Origin of the sequence: Acaryochloris marina S15 (assembly GCF_018336915.1) — a bacterium.
GTDB lineage: Bacteria > Cyanobacteriota > Cyanobacteriia > Thermosynechococcales > Thermosynechococcaceae > Acaryochloris > Acaryochloris marina_A.
Genome location: NZ_CP064923.1, coordinates 2,156,253 through 2,176,938, shown reverse-complemented (window position 1 = coordinate 2,176,938; position 20,686 = coordinate 2,156,253). Strand labels below are relative to the sequence as shown.

At 48.9% G+C, this 20,686-nt stretch carries 16 protein-coding genes and 2 pseudogenes; 12 read left to right on the top strand and 6 right to left on the bottom strand.

Features of this window, described 5'->3' with window-relative positions; genetic code table 11:
• The first annotated feature begins 94 nt into the window (after window positions 1-94).
• Window positions 95-1,189 carry a tetratricopeptide repeat protein gene (locus tag I1H34_RS10610; RefSeq protein ID WP_249369992.1) on the top strand — a complete coding sequence of 365 codons (1,095 nt, stop codon included), beginning with the start codon at window positions 95-97 and terminating at the stop codon, window positions 1,187-1,189.
• A gap of 15 nt (window positions 1,190-1,204) precedes the next feature.
• Here I1H34_RS10610 and I1H34_RS10605 read toward each other — a convergent pair whose 3' ends face one another.
• Complete coding sequence (locus I1H34_RS10605) at window positions 1,205-2,461, bottom strand: M16 family metallopeptidase (RefSeq protein WP_212665583.1); 1,257 nt, start codon at window positions 2,459-2,461, stop codon at window positions 1,205-1,207.
• Between the two features lie 32 nt (window positions 2,462-2,493).
• Complete coding sequence (glyS, locus tag I1H34_RS10600; RefSeq protein WP_212665582.1) at window positions 2,494-4,632, bottom strand: glycine--tRNA ligase subunit beta; 2,139 nt, start codon at window positions 4,630-4,632, stop codon at window positions 2,494-2,496.
• A 414-nt stretch (window positions 4,633-5,046) separates the two neighbouring features.
• Here glyS and I1H34_RS10595 point away from each other — a divergent pair, with 414 nt between their 5' ends.
• Window positions 5,047-5,466, top strand: coding sequence for a heavy metal-responsive transcriptional regulator (locus I1H34_RS10595; RefSeq protein WP_212665581.1), 420 nt, complete (start codon window positions 5,047-5,049; stop codon window positions 5,464-5,466).
• A gap of 58 nt (window positions 5,467-5,524) precedes the next feature.
• A pseudogene (locus I1H34_RS10590) lies at window positions 5,525-5,677 on the top strand (arsenical-resistance protein); the annotation flags it as partial.
• 15 nt (window positions 5,678-5,692) lie between these two features.
• Here the strand turns inward: I1H34_RS10590 and I1H34_RS10585 are convergent.
• A complete protein-coding gene (locus I1H34_RS10585; RefSeq protein ID WP_212665580.1) occupies window positions 5,693-7,006 on the bottom strand; it encodes a transposase in 1,314 nt (437 codons plus the stop codon).
• Between the two features lie 100 nt (window positions 7,007-7,106).
• Between I1H34_RS10585 and arsB the strand changes: the two are divergent.
• A pseudogene (arsB, locus tag I1H34_RS10580) lies at window positions 7,107-8,144 on the top strand (ACR3 family arsenite efflux transporter); the annotation flags it as partial.
• On the opposite strand, the gene I1H34_RS10575 reads toward arsB, so the two are convergent.
• A protein-coding gene (locus I1H34_RS10575; protein ID WP_212665567.1) for an IS630 family transposase occupies window positions 8,130-9,228 on the bottom strand; the annotation gives its coding sequence in 2 pieces (ribosomal slippage) (window positions 8,130-8,723 and window positions 8,725-9,228; 1,098 coding nt in all). The pseudogene arsB and the gene I1H34_RS10575 overlap by 15 nt on opposite strands.
• A 65-nt stretch (window positions 9,229-9,293) precedes the next feature.
• Between I1H34_RS10575 and arsC the strand changes: the two genes are divergently transcribed.
• Together arsC and I1H34_RS10565 are read left to right on the top strand one after the other, a co-directional pair.
• Complete coding sequence (gene arsC, locus I1H34_RS10570; RefSeq protein ID WP_212665579.1) at window positions 9,294-9,692, top strand: arsenate reductase, glutathione/glutaredoxin type; 399 nt, start codon at window positions 9,294-9,296, stop codon at window positions 9,690-9,692.
• 218 nt (window positions 9,693-9,910) lie between these two features.
• Window positions 9,911-11,707 (top strand): SLC13 family permease, encoded by a 1,797-nt coding sequence (locus tag I1H34_RS10565; RefSeq protein ID WP_212665578.1) that lies wholly within the window; start codon window positions 9,911-9,913, stop codon window positions 11,705-11,707.
• Between the two features lie 28 nt (window positions 11,708-11,735).
• Here I1H34_RS10565 and I1H34_RS10560 read toward each other — a convergent pair whose 3' ends face one another.
• On the bottom strand, window positions 11,736-12,785 hold the full coding sequence (locus I1H34_RS10560; protein WP_212665577.1) for a WG repeat-containing protein: 1,050 nt from the start codon (window positions 12,783-12,785) through the stop codon (window positions 11,736-11,738).
• Window positions 12,786-12,986: 201 nt separating this feature from the next.
• Here I1H34_RS10560 and I1H34_RS10555 point away from each other — a divergent pair, with 201 nt between their 5' ends.
• The 6 genes from I1H34_RS10555 to fabZ all read left to right on the top strand — a co-directional run bounded on the left by I1H34_RS10555 (window position 12,987) and on the right by fabZ (window position 19,072).
• Window positions 12,987-13,802 (top strand): inositol monophosphatase family protein, encoded by an 816-nt coding sequence (locus I1H34_RS10555; RefSeq protein ID WP_212665576.1) that lies wholly within the window; start codon window positions 12,987-12,989, stop codon window positions 13,800-13,802.
• A gap of 24 nt (window positions 13,803-13,826) precedes the next feature.
• Window positions 13,827-14,237 carry a DUF1824 family protein gene (locus I1H34_RS10550; RefSeq protein ID WP_212665575.1) on the top strand — a complete coding sequence of 137 codons (411 nt, stop codon included), beginning with the start codon at window positions 13,827-13,829 and terminating at the stop codon, window positions 14,235-14,237.
• A gap of 110 nt (window positions 14,238-14,347) precedes the next feature.
• Window positions 14,348-15,085, top strand: coding sequence for a phosphoribosylaminoimidazolesuccinocarboxamide synthase (gene purC / locus I1H34_RS10545; protein WP_212665574.1), 738 nt, complete (start codon window positions 14,348-14,350; stop codon window positions 15,083-15,085).
• Between the two features lie 85 nt (window positions 15,086-15,170).
• Window positions 15,171-17,669, top strand: coding sequence for a BamA/TamA family outer membrane protein (locus I1H34_RS10540; RefSeq protein WP_249369989.1), 2,499 nt, complete (start codon window positions 15,171-15,173; stop codon window positions 17,667-17,669).
• Between the two features lie 15 nt (window positions 17,670-17,684).
• Window positions 17,685-18,569 carry a UDP-3-O-acyl-N-acetylglucosamine deacetylase gene (gene lpxC / locus I1H34_RS10535; protein ID WP_396124650.1) on the top strand — a complete coding sequence of 295 codons (885 nt, stop codon included), beginning with the start codon at window positions 17,685-17,687 and terminating at the stop codon, window positions 18,567-18,569.
• 32 nt (window positions 18,570-18,601) lie between these two features.
• Window positions 18,602-19,072, top strand: coding sequence for a 3-hydroxyacyl-ACP dehydratase FabZ (fabZ, locus tag I1H34_RS10530; protein WP_212665573.1), 471 nt, complete (start codon window positions 18,602-18,604; stop codon window positions 19,070-19,072).
• Here fabZ and I1H34_RS10525 read toward each other — a convergent pair.
• On the bottom strand, window positions 19,069-20,607 hold the full coding sequence (locus I1H34_RS10525) for a hypothetical protein (protein ID WP_212665572.1): 1,539 nt from the start codon (window positions 20,605-20,607) through the stop codon (window positions 19,069-19,071). The two genes, fabZ and I1H34_RS10525, sit on opposite strands and share 4 nt — an antisense overlap.
• Window positions 20,608-20,686: the final 79 nt, after the last annotated feature.

The window sequence follows — 20,686 nt, the reverse complement described above, 5'->3', positions numbered from 1 at the left end:
TCTGTTTTGGCAAAAATGCCACTTCTTTTAAGGCAGGGTTAACAACCATGAAGTATGTTGACGATTTTGTAATCAGGAGAGATGAATGTTAAGCATGCGCTTACTAAGCACCAGTATTTTGTTAATTCTGGGGGTTGGAGTCATCATTCCTGAACAGGTAAACAGCCCTGTCCATGCTGAACCTGTGGCCCAGGTGAATAAAGATCGCCAACTTTTTCAGCTATTTAAGAAAGGTAAAGAGTTGGTGGAGGCCAATAATTTAGATATGGCCTTGCAGGCCTATCGACAAGCCACTCTGCTAGACACCAAAAACCCGCGTATATTTTCAGCGATTGGCTATATTCAGGCCCAAAGAAAGGATTTTGCCCGATCCGTCGAAGCTTATAAAAAAGCAATCGCCCTCGATGGTAAAAATGCCAATTTTCACTATGCCTTGGGATACAGCTTGGGCAACTTAGGCCAGAATGACCAAGCTGCGGCGGCCTATCAAAAAGTCATCGAACTGGAACCCAAAAATGTACGGGCCTATGAAGGCCTGGCCGTCATTTACAGTCGCCAACAGAAATATGACGAAGCGTTCCAAAACTTCCAAAAAGTGATCGAGATTAACCCCAAGAATGGCGGAGCCTACAACTCGATTGGGCTGATTCACTTGAAAAGGAATCAGGTGGAGCCTGCCGCTACTAATTTGAAAAAAGCCGCCACTTTGTCTCCCAAGAATGGCGAAATTCAGATGAATCTGGCTTTGGCCTATGCCGCTCAAGGCAAAACGAAAGAAGGATTAGCAGCCCTAGATAAAGCAGTCAAATTAGATCCAAGAAACCCCAAGGTCCATTTGCGGACAGGACAGCTGTTGCAGAGCCAGGGAAACAACGAGCGAGCCTTAGCGGCCTATAAACAGGCGTTGCAGCATGACAAGAATTTAGGGGCAGCCCATGAAGGTCTGGGGGATGTATTGATGCAAAAGGGGGATGCCTTAGGGGCTGTGGTTGCCTTTCGTCAGGCAGCTAAGCTAGAAAAGCGTAATCCCAGCGCCTTTTATAAATTAGCGAAAGCGCTCATTGCCCGGAACCGCCATCGGGAAGCCATTCCTGAATTACGCAAAGCCCGTCAGCTGTACCAACTTCAGCGCCAAGCCGATGGGGTTAAGAAAGTGGATGCCTTGTTAAAACAGTTATCGGTCAGTTAAGGACGGTCTGAGGGATTAAGCCTCTGGCAGTACTGTTAATACCCGATAAGCCGTGGTGGAGAGGTAAGTCTGAGCAGCCTGTTGCAGATCAGCTAGGGTCAGTTGCTGAATATACTGTGGATACTGCAGGCCAGCTTCTAGGTTATGGGCGATCGCATGGTGGTATCCATACAGACCGGCTCGACTAGACGGGCTTTCAGTACCAAATAAATGCTGGTTCACCATTTGCCGTTGTCGTCGTTCTAACTCTGATGCGGGCAACGGTTCATCTTGGAGCTGCTGTAAATGACGGATAATTTCCGCTTCTACCCGCTCCAAATTCTCTGGCGGCACCTGGGCGGAGATCCAAAATAACCCTTGCCATACCTGAGTGAGGTTACTGACAGAGATGCGCTCAACCCACTGCTTCTCTTCTCGTAGGGATTTAACTAAGCGCGCGTTTCGTCCACCTCCTAAAATTTTGGCTAGGACATCTAAGGCATAGGTTTGAGAGAGCTGTTGAATTCCGGGTACCCGCCATAGCAACACTAAGCGAGCCTGGGTCAGTTTAAGGTCAACGACTGTTTGACGAGTGATGTCAACAAAAGGCGGCTCGATGGCCTGGACTGGGGCCGAGGGAGGAGGACTAGAGGGTGTGGCAAATTCTTGAGCAACGGTTTCGATCATCTGCTCCACGGGCAGATTACCCACCACAACAGCGGTTAGATTTTCAGGATGATACCAAGACCGATGATAGTCATACATTTGCTTGGGAGCAAGGGATTGGATTACCTCAGCAGGACCCAGAACAGGTCGCCGATAGGGTAATTGGGCATATCCCAAGGTCATGGCTTGCCGAAATAGTCGACGGCGAACATTATCGTCAGAACGGCGAATTTCCTCCAGCACCACCAGCCGTTCTCGCTCAAAGCTCTCGGCATCTAGACGGGCATTGAGGGCCAGATCAATTTGCAACGGTGCGATCGCATTAAAATCCCGAGGAGCAACAGTGACGTAAAAGCAGGTGTAGTCCTGACTCGTGACGGCATTGGTAACGCCGCCTCGGGCCTCCACTTGGCGTTCAAACGCACCTTCTGGGAGCCGCTCTGTCCCCTTAAACACCATATGCTCTAAGAAATGAGCCATACCATTGATGGCATCAGCTTCCACCGCCGAGCCAGCATTCACCCAAAGGCTAAAGTTGACCGCATCCACGGGTAGATGCTCTGCAATAATCATTAACCCTTCAGGGGTACGGTGGCAGGTGGGATTCAGTAAAGGGGGAGCTGCCATATAGGCAAGGGGGCCGATAGATCCCCTCCATTCTAGCTTTTGACGATGGCTCCGAAGTCACCTAGCACGAGGGCGTGATTGCGCAATAATCCCAGTAAGTTCAAGCGGTTAGTGCGCAAATCAGCATCTTCTGCCATAACTAAAACACTATCGTCGCCATCAAAAAATTGGCTCACTGCAGGCGCAATTTCTGCTAAGCCCTGGACAAGCTGTTGATAGTCTCGAGAAGCTTGGGCTGCCTCAGTTTGAGGTAAGAGCTTGAGTAAGCCATCATAAAAAGCCTGTTCGGATGACTGTTCAAACAGCTTCGGATTCACAAGGTCTTTCGGATCCAGCACATCGGTTGGCAAATCGCCTTTCGTCGCCAGTCGAGCAGCTCGGTTGACGGTTTCATAAATCGTGTTTAACGTGCCATCGGTGCGGATGGTCTGCAGAAATTGAGCGCGATCGCGGCCATCTAGCACATCCACCAGCACCCGCTGGGCATGCTCACCATTTTCGCCTAAGACTGCATTGACTAAGTCGTAGTCAATGTTCTGCTCATCCTGAAGCAAACTGCGTAGTCGTTGCCCAAAAAAGTCATGAAGCTTTTGGACATCGGGCTGGAATTTAGCAAAGGTCTTGGTAAAGGCAGTGATGGTTTCTGTGAGTAGTTGATCTAGGTTGAGATCTAGATTGGCAGCCCAAACGATATTGAGAATGGCATTGGCTGCCCGGCGCAAAGCAAATGGATCGGACGACCCGGTGGGAATCATCCCTAGGCCGAAAATACTGACTAGGGTATCCAATCGATCGGCAATACCGACGATCTGCCCTACAAGAGTCTGTGGGAGCTGATCGTTGGCCCCTTTGGGTAGGTAATGTTCAACGATAGCAGTGGCAATTTCGGTGGATTCACCACTTGCGATCGCATATTTCTCACCCATCACTCCCTGCAATTCAGGAAACTCACCTACCATTTGGGTCACCAAATCTGCTTTACAAAGCAAGGCTGCCCGCTCTACCTGTTGAGTCGTCTTTTTATCGAGCTTGAGCTGCTGGGCAATGCGTTGGGCGTTAGCCTGAATACGATCCACCTTGGCCCGTACAGATCCTAAATCTTTCTGGAAGGTCACCGTTTCTAGCTTCGGTAAATAATCCGCAAGAGACAGCGCCTGATCCGCTTTATAGAAAAACTGACCATCGGCTAACCGAGCCCGAATCACCCGTTCATTCCCAAACGAGATAATCTCTGACTTCGCTGGATCGCCGTTGGAAATCGTGATGAAGTGAGGCAAAAGCTTAGCTTCTTTACTAGCCTCAACGGGGAAATAGCGCTGATGGCTCACCATTTCTGTCGTAATTACCTCGGAAGGCAGCTCCAGAAATTCTGACTCAAAGCCCCCCACTACGGCGGTAGGCCATTCCACTAAATAGGTCACTTCCGTCAGCAGATCTTCGGAAATGACGGCTTTGCCTTTAACGGACTGGGCACAGGCGTGAATCTGCTCTTGAATTAAAGTTTGGCGCTGGCCTGGATCCACCTGTACAGAAGCCTTTTCTAAGGTGGCAACATAGTCTTGGGGATGCTTGATCGTCACCGGTTCAGGGTGGAGCACCCGATGACCACTGGAAATGCGATCGCTAGTTATCGTACCTGTTGAATTCTCCAATTTAATAGGTATAAGATGATCGTCCAACAGCGATACCAACCATCGAATCGGCCGGGAGAATTTAACTTCTCCATCGCTCCAACGCATAAACCGCTTACCGTCTAGGCCAAAAATCCAATCTGGAATCAGGGCGGCTAAAACTTCAACCGCAGGCTTACCCAGGGTCGTTTTCTGGATAAAGATAAACTCACCTTTCTCCGTATCGCGCAATTCAAAATCAGCAATACCAACCCCTTGTTTACGGGCAAATCCTTCGGCGGCTTTGGTCGGTTGGCCGTCCTTAAACGCGGCTTTGGCAGGAGGACCTTTGACCTCTTCAGTTTGGTCAGGCTGCTGTTCTGGCAAGCCTTCAGCCAATATGGCGAGTCGTCTGGGCGTACCATAAACCTTGAGGGATTTTGGGGTCAGGAGATGTTCTTTTAGACTGTTAGGAATTTGCGATCTCCATTGCTGAATCGCCGATTCTACAAAACTTGCGGGCAACTCTTCTGTACCCACTTCTAATAAAAACGTCGCCATCACCGACCCCACTGAAATATTGCCTAATTCATGCAGACCAAAGGTTTGCTTACACAGTCTATCGTGGGACTACGGCAAAAGGGGAAGAGGTTTGGAGAGCTGACTTTTGCCGTTATCTCTTCCCCCCCTTTAGCAGAAGACTCGCAGCTTTTTCATCAGGGTTCTTGCTTGCCCATTCAATCGCAATAAAGTTGTTTAACTGACAGTCATCTAGGAGGGAATAAGGGTTTCAAGAGGCCTGGTTCAACCTTAACTCCGCTTTCAGCAACATCATGCTTTCACTCCTTGGACTAAAGACCCCTGATTTGTAGAGGTTTGAAGACTTAGCGACAACAGTCAGGAAGCATATGCTCCTTGACCTTATAGCTAGGTATAAGGTTTATGATGCAACCAGTGTAAATCCCTATCGCCATCATGAACCGTGTTAGCGATGTTGCTCGAACCTTTGGCCTTAATCCTCAGACCCTCTATTACTATGAGCGGATTGGCCTCATTCCTGCGCCAGAGAGAAATGACTCCGGATATCGAGTCTTCAATGATCAAGATTTGGCCCGTTTATCTCTTATAGAGCGAGCAAAAACGTTAGGGCTAACCCTAGACGAGATTAAAGAGATCTTGGTACTACAAGCCGGGAATACCTTAACTTGCGGTGAAATTCATGAACGACTACTCAAAAAGCTTGAACAGATCGAAAGCAAAATCATTCAGCTCCAAGAACTAAAAGCAGAATTACTACCGCTTATCCATCGATGTGAAGAGCAACTCAGCCAACAGCAAATTCATACAGATTGTGGCGTTTTTAAAGAAAACGAAATATCTATAGGCACAAGCTAGAACTTTCTTATTTCAAGTATTTTCTGATTCAGCGGGTTCTCGTCAACCTCATCAAATTATGACAACTCAAAAAACTCGACTCACCCCTCCAGTCCAGGCAGGGGGACAGCTTAATGTCTTTGAACGCTATCTCACCCTGTGGGTGGGTCTTTGTATTGGTGTGGGCATTCTCTTGGGGCGGATTGCGCCTGGCATCGCAGTCGGTCTGGACAATACCTTCGCCAAATCATTCAGGTTTTTCGGATGCTTGTCTAGGATGTATCGCGCCTAAGTTGGCTACCTTAGCAATAATCTGTGCCCAAGAAATAGGCTCTGGTTTTTGCGGAAGTAATTTCAAGACCTCCTCAACATAGCGGTACCCACGACAGCAAGCCTTCAAGTCCAGCACACTGAATATGGCATTGTCGTGCCGGCAGTCTCGCAATAGACGCTCAGAGAGATTGACCATAAAGAAAGACAGATTCACTGCATTGGTCACTGCGGTTTGAGTGGTGTTCATGAAATCTTCCAAGCCCCAGAACTGCTTGGCCTCCCTGAAATTAAACTCAATCTGGAATCGGAGGGAGTAATAGTCAATCACGTTCTGGTAGGCTAACTCCAAATCACTGCTAAACAAAATGACGTGAACTTGTGCATGGGTGCTCAGGTTCGTTTTGACAATAATGACGACATTGAGAGCTTGGGCAAATTCCTTATGGAGGACCTGTGGGACTTGGAAAATCTCGGTTTGAATACCTTTATCGCAGAAGCGCTCACACAGAAATGGTTCATCGATCTGGCGGGGATTGAGCTTCTGTCCATATTTGCGTTTGCTGTTGGCCCCTTGGTAGGGGAGATACAAGGCGGAGTCATACCGTAATTTGGAGACCAAATGGAGTCCCACCCGGCGGGCCATTTGCACGGCATAGTTGTTGCCAAAGTGTCCATCCAGGGCCAAATGAGTCGGTGATAGGCTTCCCCACATCAGCTCCAGCAGGGCCGTGATCATACTTTTGATGTGTAGTAATTCTCGATTGAGACTCACAGATGTTTTGTCTTGATTTTTGGAGCCTTTGGGCCGACCCCGACCTCGTTTCTTCTCGACTTTGGGCAAGATTTGGGGCTGAGGGGCTCGAATCACTTGCTCAATACGCACTGGATAAGCATGACCTTGCTCAATGCTCACTAACGATAAACCAAAGAACGCGAGACCGCGCACTGGCTGCTGATACAAACTTGAAAAGAAGCGACCTAGACCATAGGTGTGTTTGCCAGCTTTGGTCACCACGACTTCGTCTCCCACGAGAAGATAGGTGTCGTGGCGACGCCAGCAGTGCTCACGGAAAAACACCCACAGGAGGTTCGGCCAGCAAATGGTTGTGTAGAAAAAACGCTGGACACTCCGATAGCTACCCCCCTTACCGGCCCAGCGGGATATCCCTAGCATGGTGACACGACCACTCATCGCCAACATAGCGCTGATAATGACGCTCAGCTGTTTCTGGGTTGTCTGATTGATGTAAGGATGCAAGCAATCTAAAAGCGGTAGGATCTCAAACATGGGCTTTAGCGATACTGGGTTAGGAGTAATTCCAAGTGTCCTACTAAAGCCCTCTTGACTAATACCTTGTATTCATATCCTTACCTGGCGAAGGTATTGTCTGGATGCAGCCAGTTTCCACCAAATCTCTATCCCCATTGCGGTTTGTCTTTTTTTCATGATGTATCCCATCATGGTCAAGATAGATTTCAGCCAAGCTCGTCGTGCAGCTCGCACCCCAAAGCCTGTGCTACTAACCCTAGGCGTCAATTGGCTGATCAAACCCTTCACGATGGTGGTTTTAGCTCAGTTCTTTTTAGGACAGGTATTTACGCCTCTGTTGCAAGGGACTGAAGTCATTCGTGGTAGTGAAGTGTCTTTGGCAGATTCTTATATTGCCGGTGCTATTTTGTTGGGGATTGCGCCCTGCACAGCCATGGTGCTGATGTGGGGATACCTGTCTTACAGCAATCAAGGACATACCCTGGTCATGGTAGCTGTGAATTCTCTAGCAATGCTATTTCTTTATGCCCCATTGGGGCGCTGGCTATTAGCCGCTAACGATTTAATCGTGCCCTGGCAGACCATCGTTTTGTCGGTCTTGATCTATGTGGGGCTGCCGTTAATCGCCGGTATGAGTTCCCGATACTGGATTCTGAAGCATCGCGGTAGACAGTGGTTTGAGCAAGTTTTCCTGAAGTGGCTCAGCCCCATGGCCGTCATCGCTCTACTGGTCACCTTGGTACTACTGTTTGCCCTGAAAGGGGAGTTAATCGTTAACAACCCCTTGCATATTGTGTTGATTGCAGTTCCTCTGTTTCTACAGACGAACTTTATCTTTTTAATGACCTATGTCATAGCTCAAAAGCTGGGGTTGACCTATGAAGACGCAGCACCTGCCGCTCTGATTGGAGCCAGTAACCACTTTGAAGTAGCAATCGCAACTGCGGTCATGCTGTTTGGCCTGAACTCGGGAGCTGCTCTCGCTACAGTGGTCGGAGTTCTGATTGAAGTTCCGCTTATGCTGGCACTAGTTGAAGTCTGTAAAAGAACTGCTTTTTGGTTCCCTAGAGATCCTGAAAAGGCCACGCTTTTAGATCCACGTTGTTCTCGCCCTTTAGCTTACTCCCTTCCCGGCATAAGATTAGGGCGCGAGTGAAAAGATATGATTAAGCGTTTTTTGGACTTGTGCTGCCGATAGAAACTGGTTTGAGGTAATGAACTGAAAGAGCTGTTGTCTGATTTGCGGAAGTGTCGTTCCAATGGGGAGATGATGCAGCAATCGCAATCTCAGTAAGTGAATCACATATTCGACCAAGTTTAGCTTGGGAGAGTAGGACGGCAGATACAAAAACTCAACTTGAATCGATTGGGCCAGTCCCATTTGCTCTAGATGAACAGCCAGCTGGGACTGCATTTTGAGCTTATGAGTCGGATTGTTATCGAGAATAATGCACAGTTGAGTGTAGCCTGATTCAACGCATTCGGAGCATAGGTCTGCAAAGTACTCTGATACATCTTCTGTTTTGGAATATGGGCTTATTCCAAAATACTCCTCGCCACTATGGGCATCAACACAAAGGAAACCGTTGAGTTTCTTGCGAGCCCGCTCATTGCTCGGAACCTCTGGACGAGTATTGCGTTCTGCCCAGCCATAGAATAAATTGGGACGCTCAGAGACAGCAAACTCATCAAAAAATACGATGCGCTCACCTGGTTGTAGCGATTGCAGTTTTTTTTACTGCTGCTACCCATTCTTGCTGGGCTTGCGGATCAGCATTTGCATAGTCGCGGTGGGCTCGCTGGTAAGACAACCCCAACTCCGAGAGCAATTCATAAATACGAGAGTCTTTCAACTGCACCTCGAAGCGTTGCTCAATTACAACTGACAAAATAGCCCCCGTCCACATATTGCGATCAATGCCATAGTCTGTCGGGTGTTGTGTTAGCACCATTTCTTTGAGTTGCTGTTGTTGTTCTGGAGGCAACCGACTTGGTTTTCGATGTCGAATGGGTTGGACTAAACCTCTCAGTCCGCCGTCGAGAAATTTGTCTATCCAACACGTTAAAGTGTCATAGCGACACCCTACTTGCTTACTCGCTTGGGCACGACTCTGTCCTTCATGCAAGAGTTTAATAGCGGTTAATCGCTGGCGAATGTATTGTTGTTGATTGCGATTGTAGAATTTCTGCCACTCATCTACATCAAAAGGCTTATCTCGAAAGGCTTGTGTTCGGTTCACTGCGTCTATTTACTTTCTTCTCGATTTTACAGCGGGAAGGGAGTAATCCACTCATGGAAGAAAAGATGAAACGTATCATGTTTGTTTGTAAGCATAATTCTCGTCGCTCCCATATGGCTGAAGGATTTGCAAGGTCAATCGCGGGTAACAAGATTGCAGTAGCGAGTGCTGGCTTAGAAGCCAGCCAGGTCGATCCTCTTACCATTCAAGTGATGCAAGAGGTGGGAGTCGACATTAGCAATCACACCTCCAATGCCTTAGCTGAATTTGAGCCCCCAGACTTTGAGGCCGTCATTTCTTTATGCGGTTGTGGGGTTAATCTACCGGAAGCCTGGGTGACTCGACCGATATTTGCGGATTGGCAGCTAGAAGATCCGGCTGGACAATCGATTGAAGTCTTCCGTATTATCCGTGATCAGGTTAAACGACATGTCCAAGGTTTGGTAGAGACAGTCAGCCTTTGAGAACTATCCATATTCCTATCCCATTAGAACTAAGAAATAGTTGTCTAGTCATCTGATGTTCTGACTGGTATCCTACGCAGTACTAGCTATCCTAATGAGTATGTGATAATCTCACCTGACTCAACATCTGCGAACCTAACTTAAGAATGGTCTAGTTCAAGAGTTGAGTTCAATGGCAAACAGCGAACTACGGCGATTTTTGGAGTGACTGTCCCTCTATGGAGCCAATTCTTCAGACCTTTTTGGTGACAGGACTAACATTCCTCTGTTTTGTTTTTGAATGGTTACCCCCTGATCTGACGGCAATCTGCGTCATGGTCGTTCTAATGTTGCTGGGACTCGTAAACACAACAGAAGGATTATCTGGATTTAGCAATCCCGCCACGATCACGGTGATGGCTATGTTTATTCTCAGTTCGGGGATTGCGCGGACTGGGGCCATTCAAATGGCCAGCGAGTTTTTGCTCAAATGGGGGGGCAAACGACCCGCAAAACACATGCTGATCATGGGTGCTGTCATTGGCCCTTTTACCGCCATTATCAATAACGTCGCGATTGTCTCCGTTTTTCTACCCGTCGTCGAAGATTGGAGTCGCCAACGCCGCATTCCAGTGTCCAAATTAATGATTCCGCTGTCCTACATCACGATTTTGGGTGGCATGATTACGGTTCTGGGCACCTCTACGAGCGTTTTGGCAAGCGGCTTATCGTCAGATCTAGGCTTAGGTTCTTTTGATATTTTTCAATTTACGGCTCTGAGTTTATGTACATTTACGGCGGGCCTGATTTACATGGCCACCATTGGCCATCGGTTGCTACCGAATCGGAAGACCTCTTCCAGCTTGAGTCAAGGGTATGGGTTGAAGGACTATGTCAGTGAGGTCGTGGTTACCCCTCAGTCAAATTTGGTGGGGCAAACCGTTCGTTCCAGTCTGATTCAGCGGATATATGACGTTGACATTTTGGAACTGATCCATGATGACAACCATTTCCCTCAACCCCTTGCCGATAAAACCCTGTCAGCTGGAGATATTTTGCTGGTTCGTGGGGGCCGAGAAGATTTACTGAAAATTCGGGATGGCCAAGGCTTAGAAATTCTGCCAGATGTGCAATTTGGTCAAAAATCCTGGCAAGCCGATATCAGTGCTGAGGAAGGGGCAGCTGAAGCCATGGTACTGGCGGATTCTAACCTAGTTGGTTCAACGCTTAAAGATTTACGATTCCGCCAACGCTACAACTGCACAGTGTTAGCAATTCGGCGGGGACAAGAGTTAGTACGAGATCGTTTAGGAAAAGTTCGACTCCGATTTGGTGACTTGTTGTTGGTGCAAGGCCCCAAGCAAAGTTTGGTGGGTTTGCAGACCAGCAAAGAGTTGTTGGTGATGGAACAGCGAGATGTTGAAAATCTCCGACGGGACAAAGCGTGGATTGCGATCGCAATTGGTCTCCTGGTCGTAGGCGTCGCTGGCACCAAACAATTCTCCATTGCCGTAACCGCCTTGGCTGGGGTGATGTTAATGGTCTTAACAGGCTGTCTAAAACCCGGAGAACTCTATCGAGCCGTCCGTTGGGATGTGGTATTTTTGCTTGCTGGCTTATTCCCTTTGGGGATTGCCATGAAGAAGTCTGGTGCGACCCAACTGATAGCCGATCAACTTATTTCAGTTGGGGGACAATTATCAGGCTATTGGCTACTCACCCTGTTTTTTGTTCTAACGGCGCTACTGACTGAGATTCTCTCCAACAACGCCACTGTAATTTTGCTGTTGCCAGTGGCCGTCCAAGTTGCCCAGGAACTTGGCTATAACCCCTTTGCCTTTATGTTTGTCGTGACCTTTGCGGCCTCGAACAGCTTTATGACCCCGATTGGCTATCAAACCAACACGATGGTTTACGGAACGGGGGGCTATCGCTTTCTAGATTTTATGCGGGTGGGTGGCCCCTTGAGTCTATTAATGGCACTGATCACCCCACCACTCATCATTTTGCTATATGGCTTAGAGCCTCTTTCCTAAGACAGGATTTAAATCCCCTTCTGGGCATTCAAGGACTTTGCCAAACGATTTGGCCCGATGGATTCACATATCCTGCTTTGCCCCCTGTCTTAATCAGAGCTAATCCTTGCTTGAAGTTGCTGGCTTCATCAAAGCGAGGTGAAATCACAAACGCACCCGTCTTGTTGATATAGCCCTGCTTGTTACCAACCGTGACCCAGGCCTTGCCTTCAGAAAAAGAGCCAGCCCGATCAAACTTAGGGGCAATCACGATTTTCCCAGTTTTACTGATAAAGCCATATTTGAGGCCCATACGAACCAGTCCTAAGCCCTCGCTAAATGCCCAGGCTCGATCAAATTGGGCCACATGGGCAAATTGGCCGTTCGGTTGGATATAGCGCCATTTTTGATTCGTTTCCACCGCTGCCAGCCCCTCTTGAAACGGCGAGGCTTCATAAAACTGGGGAGCAATAACGGTTTGTCCTGATTTATTGATAAACCCCACCCGGCCTCTAAGCTGGACCTTGGCGAGGCCATTGGAAAAGTCGTGGGCTAGATTATATTGTGCCGGAACCACCACTTTTCCTTGACGGTTAATAAAGCCATACTTTTTACCAATCAAGACCCGTGCCATTCCTTCTGAAAACGGTCCTACCAAAAAGAATTGGGGCTTGATCACCCATTGACCCGAAGCATTAATATAGCCCAGCTGATCATTGATCATGGCAGCAGCTAAGCCTTCAGAAAAATCTTCTGCCAGCTCAAATTGGGGCTTAATCACCCATTGCCCCCGAGGGTTGACATAGCCATATTTTTCGCCAAGTTGAGCCACTGCTAACCCCTCTGAAAAAGCATGGCTATCGTCATACTGAGGTGACACCACAATTTTGCCTGAGCGATTGATAAAACCCAGCTTGTCATTCTGGCGAATCTGAAAGAGGGGATTGCCCTGAGCCGATTGAGATTGGCTGGGGGGAGAAGCGGCTTGGGCTAGGGCAGGCAGGGAAAGCAGCGGTCGATTGGCGATGCTCGAAAGGCAGCCACCGGCTATCGCACATCCCAAACCAACAATCGATAAGCTACGAAAAAGATAAGTCATAGTGTAATGGAGAAGAAACCCAATAATGGCAGTGAACGTTCTAGACAAAGAACTAAATCACTCTTGGACACTGCAAATCAACTCGTTTTTATACAGTCATCCAGTATTTAGAAATTTTGACGTCTAACGGAGATAAATAGTTGCTCGATTATCCTTCATAAACAAGGTACGGTAGAGGTCAACATCCCATATGGAAGATTGATGCAAACATTCTGGACTTCTATTGTCACTTTTGCCCACACCGTTACACAACAAGTTGGGGAACGCTTACTCACTGAATATGGGAAAGTTCAAGCGACGTCTAAGTCCGATGGCAGCTTAGTCACGCAGTCAGACCAATGGGCCGATCACTATTTGCGTCAGGCCATTGCGACTGCTTTCCCAGAACATGGGGTATTGAGCGAAGAAGCAGAACATATTTTCCCTGGCAACGACTGGTGTTGGGTGATTGATCCGATTGATGGCACCACTAATTTTTCTCGCGGTGTCCCCATTTGGGGCACCTCCCTAGGATTGCTTTATCAAGGGGTTCCAGTGTTTGGCTGTGTTCACTTCCCCCCCTTAGGGCAAACCTTTCATGGGTTTTGGTCTGCTCCAGAGCAAAAAGACGGGGCCTTTTGCAATCAAATACCCATCCAAACCCGTCCAGATAAACCTTCTGGAGATCAATGTTTCAGTCTCTGTGCCCGGAGTCTTTCAGTGTTAAAAAAACCATTCCCCTGCAAACTTCGCATGCTGGGGTCTGCAAGTTACAACCTGCTAATCGTTGCTCAAGGCGTGACGATTGGCGCAGTAGAAGCAACCCCCAAGATTTGGGATATTGCTGGAGTTTGGCCCATTATCCAAGCCGCTGGAGGGGCATGGCTCTCCTTAGCACCTGACCCTATTTTTCCGTTAACCGTTGGGCAAAATTATAGCCAGGTTGCCTATCCTACCTTGGCCCTCAGTCAGGCCCAGTGGGTAGAACAATTTGTCCCCCTTGTTACTTCCATTGGCCAGCCTCAAACAACGTCATAATTTCCTTTTAGTAAAAGTATCGCGATGCCTCCTTCCCCAACCGTTCAACAATCTCAAGCAACCCTCGCCAAATTTGCAACCCTAGACCCTCCACCTATTTCCACTACTGAGGAGCGAGAACAGACCCAGACTGCGTTATTGGCCTTAGCCCAGGTCACTGACTACCAAATGTTCGGCATCTTGGCAGAAACCTGCGATCAAGCCATTGCTGCCTTAACGGCCTATACTCAAGCCTTTAGCTATGAGATGCCGACGAGTTGGCAGCCCATTACCGGGCCCACTTACCTGAAGTTCAACCCCAACTTAGGCAGCTGCTATACCGATGATTATGTGGGGAATCATCGTGGGGTGCTAATCTCTTTTCAGTCTGAGTCAGAAGAAATCATCAATCAGACCTATGGTCATTTCCCGCTGGATTTATTCTCTGAGGCTTGATCCATCTTCAGAAAGTGTCACTCCCAAAGCGTTGACTTTGACCCGAATCTCATAGAATTTTTGCAGCTCATCTCTATATTGCCCCCAATCCCTGAATAAAGGAGACTGTGATGTCTACTGGCGAGGTTCTCTACGAAGGGAAAGCCAAAATTATTTATCGGACAGACGATCCAGATATCCTTTTAGCCCAGTATAAGGATGATGCGACTGCCTTTAATGCTCAGAAGCGCGGCACTATTACCAACAAGGGCCGCATCAATTGTGCCATTGCGACTCACCTCTTTAAGGTCCTGGAGGCGACAGGGGTTGCGACCCACTTCATCGATCAGCCCAACCCAGACCAGATGCGCATGCGAGCGGTACAAATTGTGCCCTTAGAAGTGGTAGTGCGGAACATTGCGGCCGGGAGTCTCTGTCAACAGACAGGACTAGAGTTAGGTGTTCCCTTGTCGCAGCCGTTAGTCGATTTTTATTATAAAGATGATGCCTTGGGGGATCCGTTACTGACCCGCGATCGCATTTTGCTACTGGAACTGGCAACGCCAGAGCAGCTGGAGCAACTGCGCCAACTGGCCCTACAAATCAACCAAATCCTAATTAATTTCTTCCACCAATGCGGCATTACCCTGGTGGATTTCAAATTGGAATTTGGGATAACGTCGGACCAACAGCTGTTGCTAGCGGATGAAATTAGTCCCGATACCTGTCGACTCTGGGACGATGCTGAGTCGGACCCCAATCGACGGGTCATGGATAAAGATCGCTTCCGACGGGATTTAGGAGAAGTGGACACAGCCTATGCTCGGGTCATGGAGCGGGTTCTAGCTCAGGACATATACGTTCCCTAGCATGGTGCGATAGAATACTTCCTGTTTTGGATTTTTTTAAGGATTCCCAGCGTTCATTGTTGTTCAGTTGCATGTGGTGTGTGAAGTGACTCAATCTCCATCGATCAAGATTCTCAGTCTTCCACCGATTCTCGGTGCAACCGTGATCACGGCGGTCCTACTGGGGGTTGCGCCAGCGCAAGCCAAAGACCAGTCCTCTTCCGAAAGCAATAGCCTCCAAGAACAGCTCAGGCTCTCTTCACCTTTTGCCCCACCGCAACCCATCGGGCAACTGCCAACAGATGCGACTCCCAGCCAAACTGCCCCGGTTTTTACCCTGCCGGATCAGCCTGCCACCCCAGCGATTGAGGCACCTTCTACACCGGAAGAACAAGTAGAGTCTGCCCCAGATGAGGCTACTCCAAATACCGGTGCCCCTGGAGAGCCCCCCACAGTCGAAGACATCGCTCCTGTAGGACCAGGAGACGCCCCTGCAGCTGAAGAAGCCACTCCTGCAGTCCCCGGAGAGTTGCCTGCAACGGATGAAGCTGCTCCAGATACAGGCGCACCTGGAGATGTGCCTGCAACAGATGAAGCTGCCCCAGATACAGGCGCACCTGGAGATGTGCCGACAGAAACACCGTCTGCTGATGATGTCACCCCTACAGAGTCATCCCCAGTAGCCCCAGCTCCTGGACTTCCAGTTCCTGGGGGTGATATTCCCAGTGGCAATCCTGGTGAAACCCAGGCTCCCACTCAATCCCCAGAAAATTCTGTAGAGTCTCCAGGCACCCCCCCTCAACCCCCAACCGAAACCGCCGAACCGCCAGCAGCCCCTGAACCAGAGGTTTTAGTCTCAGAGGTCTTGGTTGAAGGGGTAGATGGTGATTTAGCGATTAATGCCTATGAAGCCATTAGTACGCGACCGGGACAAACCACGACGCGATCGCAAATTCAATCCGACATTAATGCCATTTTTGGCACCGGCTTTTTCAGTAACGTCAAAGCGGAACCCAGTGATACTCCTCTAGGAGTCAGAGTCACCTTCTTTGTCCAGCCCAACCCCACTCTGCAGTCGGTGCAAGCGGCTGGCAATCAGGTCCTCACCCAAGAGAAAGTGGATGAGATTTTCAAATCTCAATACGGCAAAATCCTCAACCTTCGGGACCTCCAAGCAGGAGTCACCCGGGTCAATAAATATTATCAAGATGAAGGTTTCGTCCTCGGTCAAGTCGTTGGCGTTCCCCAAGTCGATCCCGATGGCACCGTCACTCTCCAGGTGGCTGAAGGAGTCGTTGAAGATATTGACGTTCGCTACATCAACGAAGATGGAGAACCCACAAAAGGCAAGACTCGGAAATTTATCATTACCCGAGAAATGCGCACCGGACCGGGTTTGCCCTTGAATCGAAACAAGCTACAAACCGACCTGCAGCGAATATTTGGGTTGGGACTCTTTGAAGATGTCAAAGTGGCCCTTGAACCGGGTCAAGATCCACGAAAAGTAGTGGTGAACCTAAATGTACAGGAACGAAGCACGGCCAGCTTCTCGGCTGGTGCTGGTTTTAGCTCTCGAAGTGGTTTCTTTGGTACCGGCTCCTTTACTCAAAGTAATTTAGGGGGCAATAACCAAACCCTAAGCGTCCAGGCCCAGGCAGGCACCCGGGAATTCTTATTTGATGCCGGGTTTACGGATCCTTGGATTGCCGGAGATAAGCACCATTCGTCCTACAGCATCAACATTTTCAATCGACTCACCCTGCCCCTCGTGTTTGATGAAGGTCCAATTGAAGTAGATCTCCCCAATGGCGATACCCCTAGGGTGAACCGCTTGGGAATTAGTGGTGTATTCAACCGACCCTTCACGACCGATTTAGATAATCTCAGACAAGCCTGGACTGGCTCGGTTGGTTTTCGATACCAGCGAATTTCAATTCGCGACAGTGACTTCTCGATTTCTCCGGTGGATGAATTGGGTAATGCCTTAAGTTTTAGTGGTACAGGCAATGACGATCTATTCACGGTACAGCTCGGCATTGGCCGTGATTTACGGGATGATCCATCTGACCCTACCAAGGGATATGCCCTCCGATTTGGTTTAGAACAGTCGGCTCCCATTGGCTCTGGCAGCATTCTGTTGACTCGACTCCGAGGTAGTTTCAGCTATTTTGTCCCCCTTAAACTCACGAACTTTACCGAAGGTCCCCAAGCCTTGGCCTTTAATGTCCAAGCGGGAACCATTTTGGGCGACCTACCACCCTATGAAGCGTTCTCTTTAGGCGGCAGCTCCTCTGTTCGGGGCTACGGTGAAGGAGATTTGGGCAGTGGTCGCAGCTTTATGCAGGCCACGGCTGAATATCGTTTTCCTTTGATTAATTTCTTGGGAGGTGTGGGAGCCGTCCTCTTCTTTGATGTGGGCAGTAATCTGGGCACTCAAAGTAATGTTCCTGGCCGCCCTGGTATTGTTCGCGGTAAGCCAGGGGTTGGCTTTGGCTACGGGATTGGGGTTCGCGTCAAAACTCCCATCGGTCCAGTGCGTCTGGATTACGGGATTAACGATGATGGGGACAATCAATTCCACTTTGGTTTTGGTCAGCGATTCTAAGGCTCCCTTGTGGGTCTGGGTGTGGGCGTGAATGTCAGTAAGGCTGAAGGGTTTAGGTGTTTTGAGGATGCGATCGCATCTCCGCATCAGCACACCCTAAACCACAGCTTTACCCTTACAGGCATTGGCTTACATACGGGGGTTGCTGCCACCATCACCGTGCATCCAGCACCTCCTGATCAAGGGCGATATTTTTGGCACCAAGATAAGCCAGACATTCCGGCCCATCTCTCATCCGTTCACCAAACCCAGTTCTGCACCCTTTTAAGACAGGCAGATACCACTATCTCAACAGTGGAACATCTGCTGGCAGCCATAGCAGGGATGGGTATTGACAATGCCCGCATTGAACTAGATGGGCCAGAAGTGCCGATCCTAGATGGATCCGCCCAGATGTGGACTGATGCCGTTCTGAAGGTGGGATATCAGGTGCAGTCAGAGCCTCGCACTATACCCATACTTCGCCATCCAGTCTTGGTACAAGGAAGCGAAGAAGCCTTGGTCATGGCTCTACCAGAGCCCCACCTTTCGTTCAGCTACGGCATCGATTTCCCTGAACCCGCCATCGGCAGCCAGTGGTGCCGATTTAGCCCTAAAGAGTTTATCTCTGACATTGCCCCCGCCCGCACCTTTGGCCGAGCAAAGGATGTAGAATCCCTGCAAGCTATGGGGTTCATCAAAGGTGGTAGTCTAGAAAATGCTTTGGTTTGTCGTCAGGACGAATGGCTGAATCCGCCGTTGCGATTTGCAAACGAGCCGGTTCGCCACAAACTGCTGGATTTAATGGGCGATTTAAGTTTATTAGGGTATTTACCGCCCGCCCATTACGTTGCATATAAAGCCAGTCACTCGCTCCACATTCGCTTTGCCAAACGCCTTCAGCAAGCCTTACTCGGCTAACTGCATCTTTTGTTGAATAGTGATTGCTTATTATGTCAAATCCCTCTGATGGCTCTACCGATCCCAAAACCACCTTCATGATTGAGGAGATTCAAGAGCTGCTGCCCCATCGCTATCCCTTTCTGCTAGTGGACCGCATTATCGACTACAAAGAGTCTGAGCGGGCGGTGGGCATCAAAAACGTGACAATGAATGAAGAGTTCTTTCAAGGCCATTTCCCCGGTCGCCCCCTGATGCCAGGGGTATTGATTGTGGAAGCTATGGCTCAGGTAGGCGGCATTGTCCTCGCTCAACTTCCCGATGTTCCCTCTGGCAAATTATTTGTGTTCACGGGTATCGATAAAGTCCGAATCCGCCGCTCTGTGGTTCCTGGAGACCAGCTAGTGATCACGGCTGAATTTCTGTCTTTGAAGCGCAAACGGTTTGCCATGATGTCCACCAAGGCCGAAGTGGATGGCAAACTGGCCTGTTCGGGAGAGTTGATGTTTGCGATGGTGGACTAATCCTCTTGAACCTCAGCGGTATCAACGTTTTGTTCAATGCTATCCATGGCCTGTAAATAGGCCGGATCATCGGCTTGAGTCGTAATTTCTTCTAGATCAGGCTCTTCAAATTCCAGGGCTTTCCTGGCATTATCCGCAATGATGGCATTGGCAAGCTGCTCTAAGGATTCAGGTTTATCCAGACGATTGAGAATACCTGCATATTTACGGCTATAGAGGGGCCGAACCGATTCTTGGCAATAATTGGACAGCTCTCGACTTTTGGTCATGACTTGGAACGCAAATTCCTGTTCTTTGCCATCCCCACAAATGACCATATGCAGGAGATTAATCATCGAAGCATCATGGACTTGAATCTTATATTTAGTCGTGATTTGGGGCCAATAGCGCAGAGCTTTTACCCCCTCTAATCCCCCTTTATTGAGGCCTGCATCTTCACACCACTGTTCAAATTCTTCGATATTCAATGGGCATCGTCCATGTTCTTTCATGGATTTTGCTAAAACTTGTCCAGCTCGGAAGTTGCGGGTCGGTTTCCCTGTGGTGGGGCTGGTCATGCTGCCCCGCACATCTGCCACCATGGCCGTTAATTGGGAAAAGGTATGATCGCGAACCTTTTCCTTATCTCCCCCTTGATTGAGGGTCGCTTCAATCATGGGCACGCCGTAGCCCAGTTCTGTTAGATCAATGGGCTGGTGAGTGTACAGTTTTTGTCGATCACGCCGAGACATTGAGACCGTTGCCGCTTGATCTAAGCATTGATCTAAGAGGAGAGTGAGCAGGGTCGGTAAAATACCCGTATTTTCCCAGTGAAACTCGTAACCAAACCCAGCAAAGATCGAGGCCATGTTTTTGGCCGCCTTAATATATTGAGCTTCGACATTATGCACGCCAGGGGAGACTTGGATATTGAGGGAAATGCCATCCAGCATAAAGGCACCGATCAAAGCTGTTAGGGCATTAGGATGGCAAAAATTAGCGGTAAAGCTATCTACAGGGTCTCTTAAAGCTCCATCTCGGTGAAATCCAGAGAAGAAGGCGAGATTAGGATTTTTTTCGCAGAGAACATAGGCCGCATTGCTGGCCTTATCATGGCTAAAAGAACCTGCCAAACAAGCTAAAACGACATTGGTACGGCCCAATTTATGGCGCAGGGCGCAGGCTTCCTCTAAATCCTGTTCGATGTAATTACTGTTAGCACTGAGAACCACCAAGTCGCAGTTCTCAATTAGGTACTCTAAGGTGTTGGTAACGCTAGCATGGCCCTCATTATGGCGAGCCATGCGGTGCAAATTGACGACATGATCGGGGTCCATTCCCCCTTTAGCTTCTTCGGAGAAGGCCCCCATCAGATCTCGCCCCGGTCGAGGGGCCAAAATTAAAGGGGTACCCCCTGCTTGCATCACGGCATTGTAAGCCAGAGAGCCCGGATAAAGACCAATACTATAAAATCCAACGGTGGCTTTCTCGAGTTCACGGATGCGTTGTTTGATAGAGGCTTTGTCTAAAGAATCGTCAAAAAAACTGTTCCGCATTAATTTCCACACTCAATACAATCGGAAGCCGAGGAGTTTTGGCCGTTTATCTAAAATGCTACCCTCAGATAGTCATTGT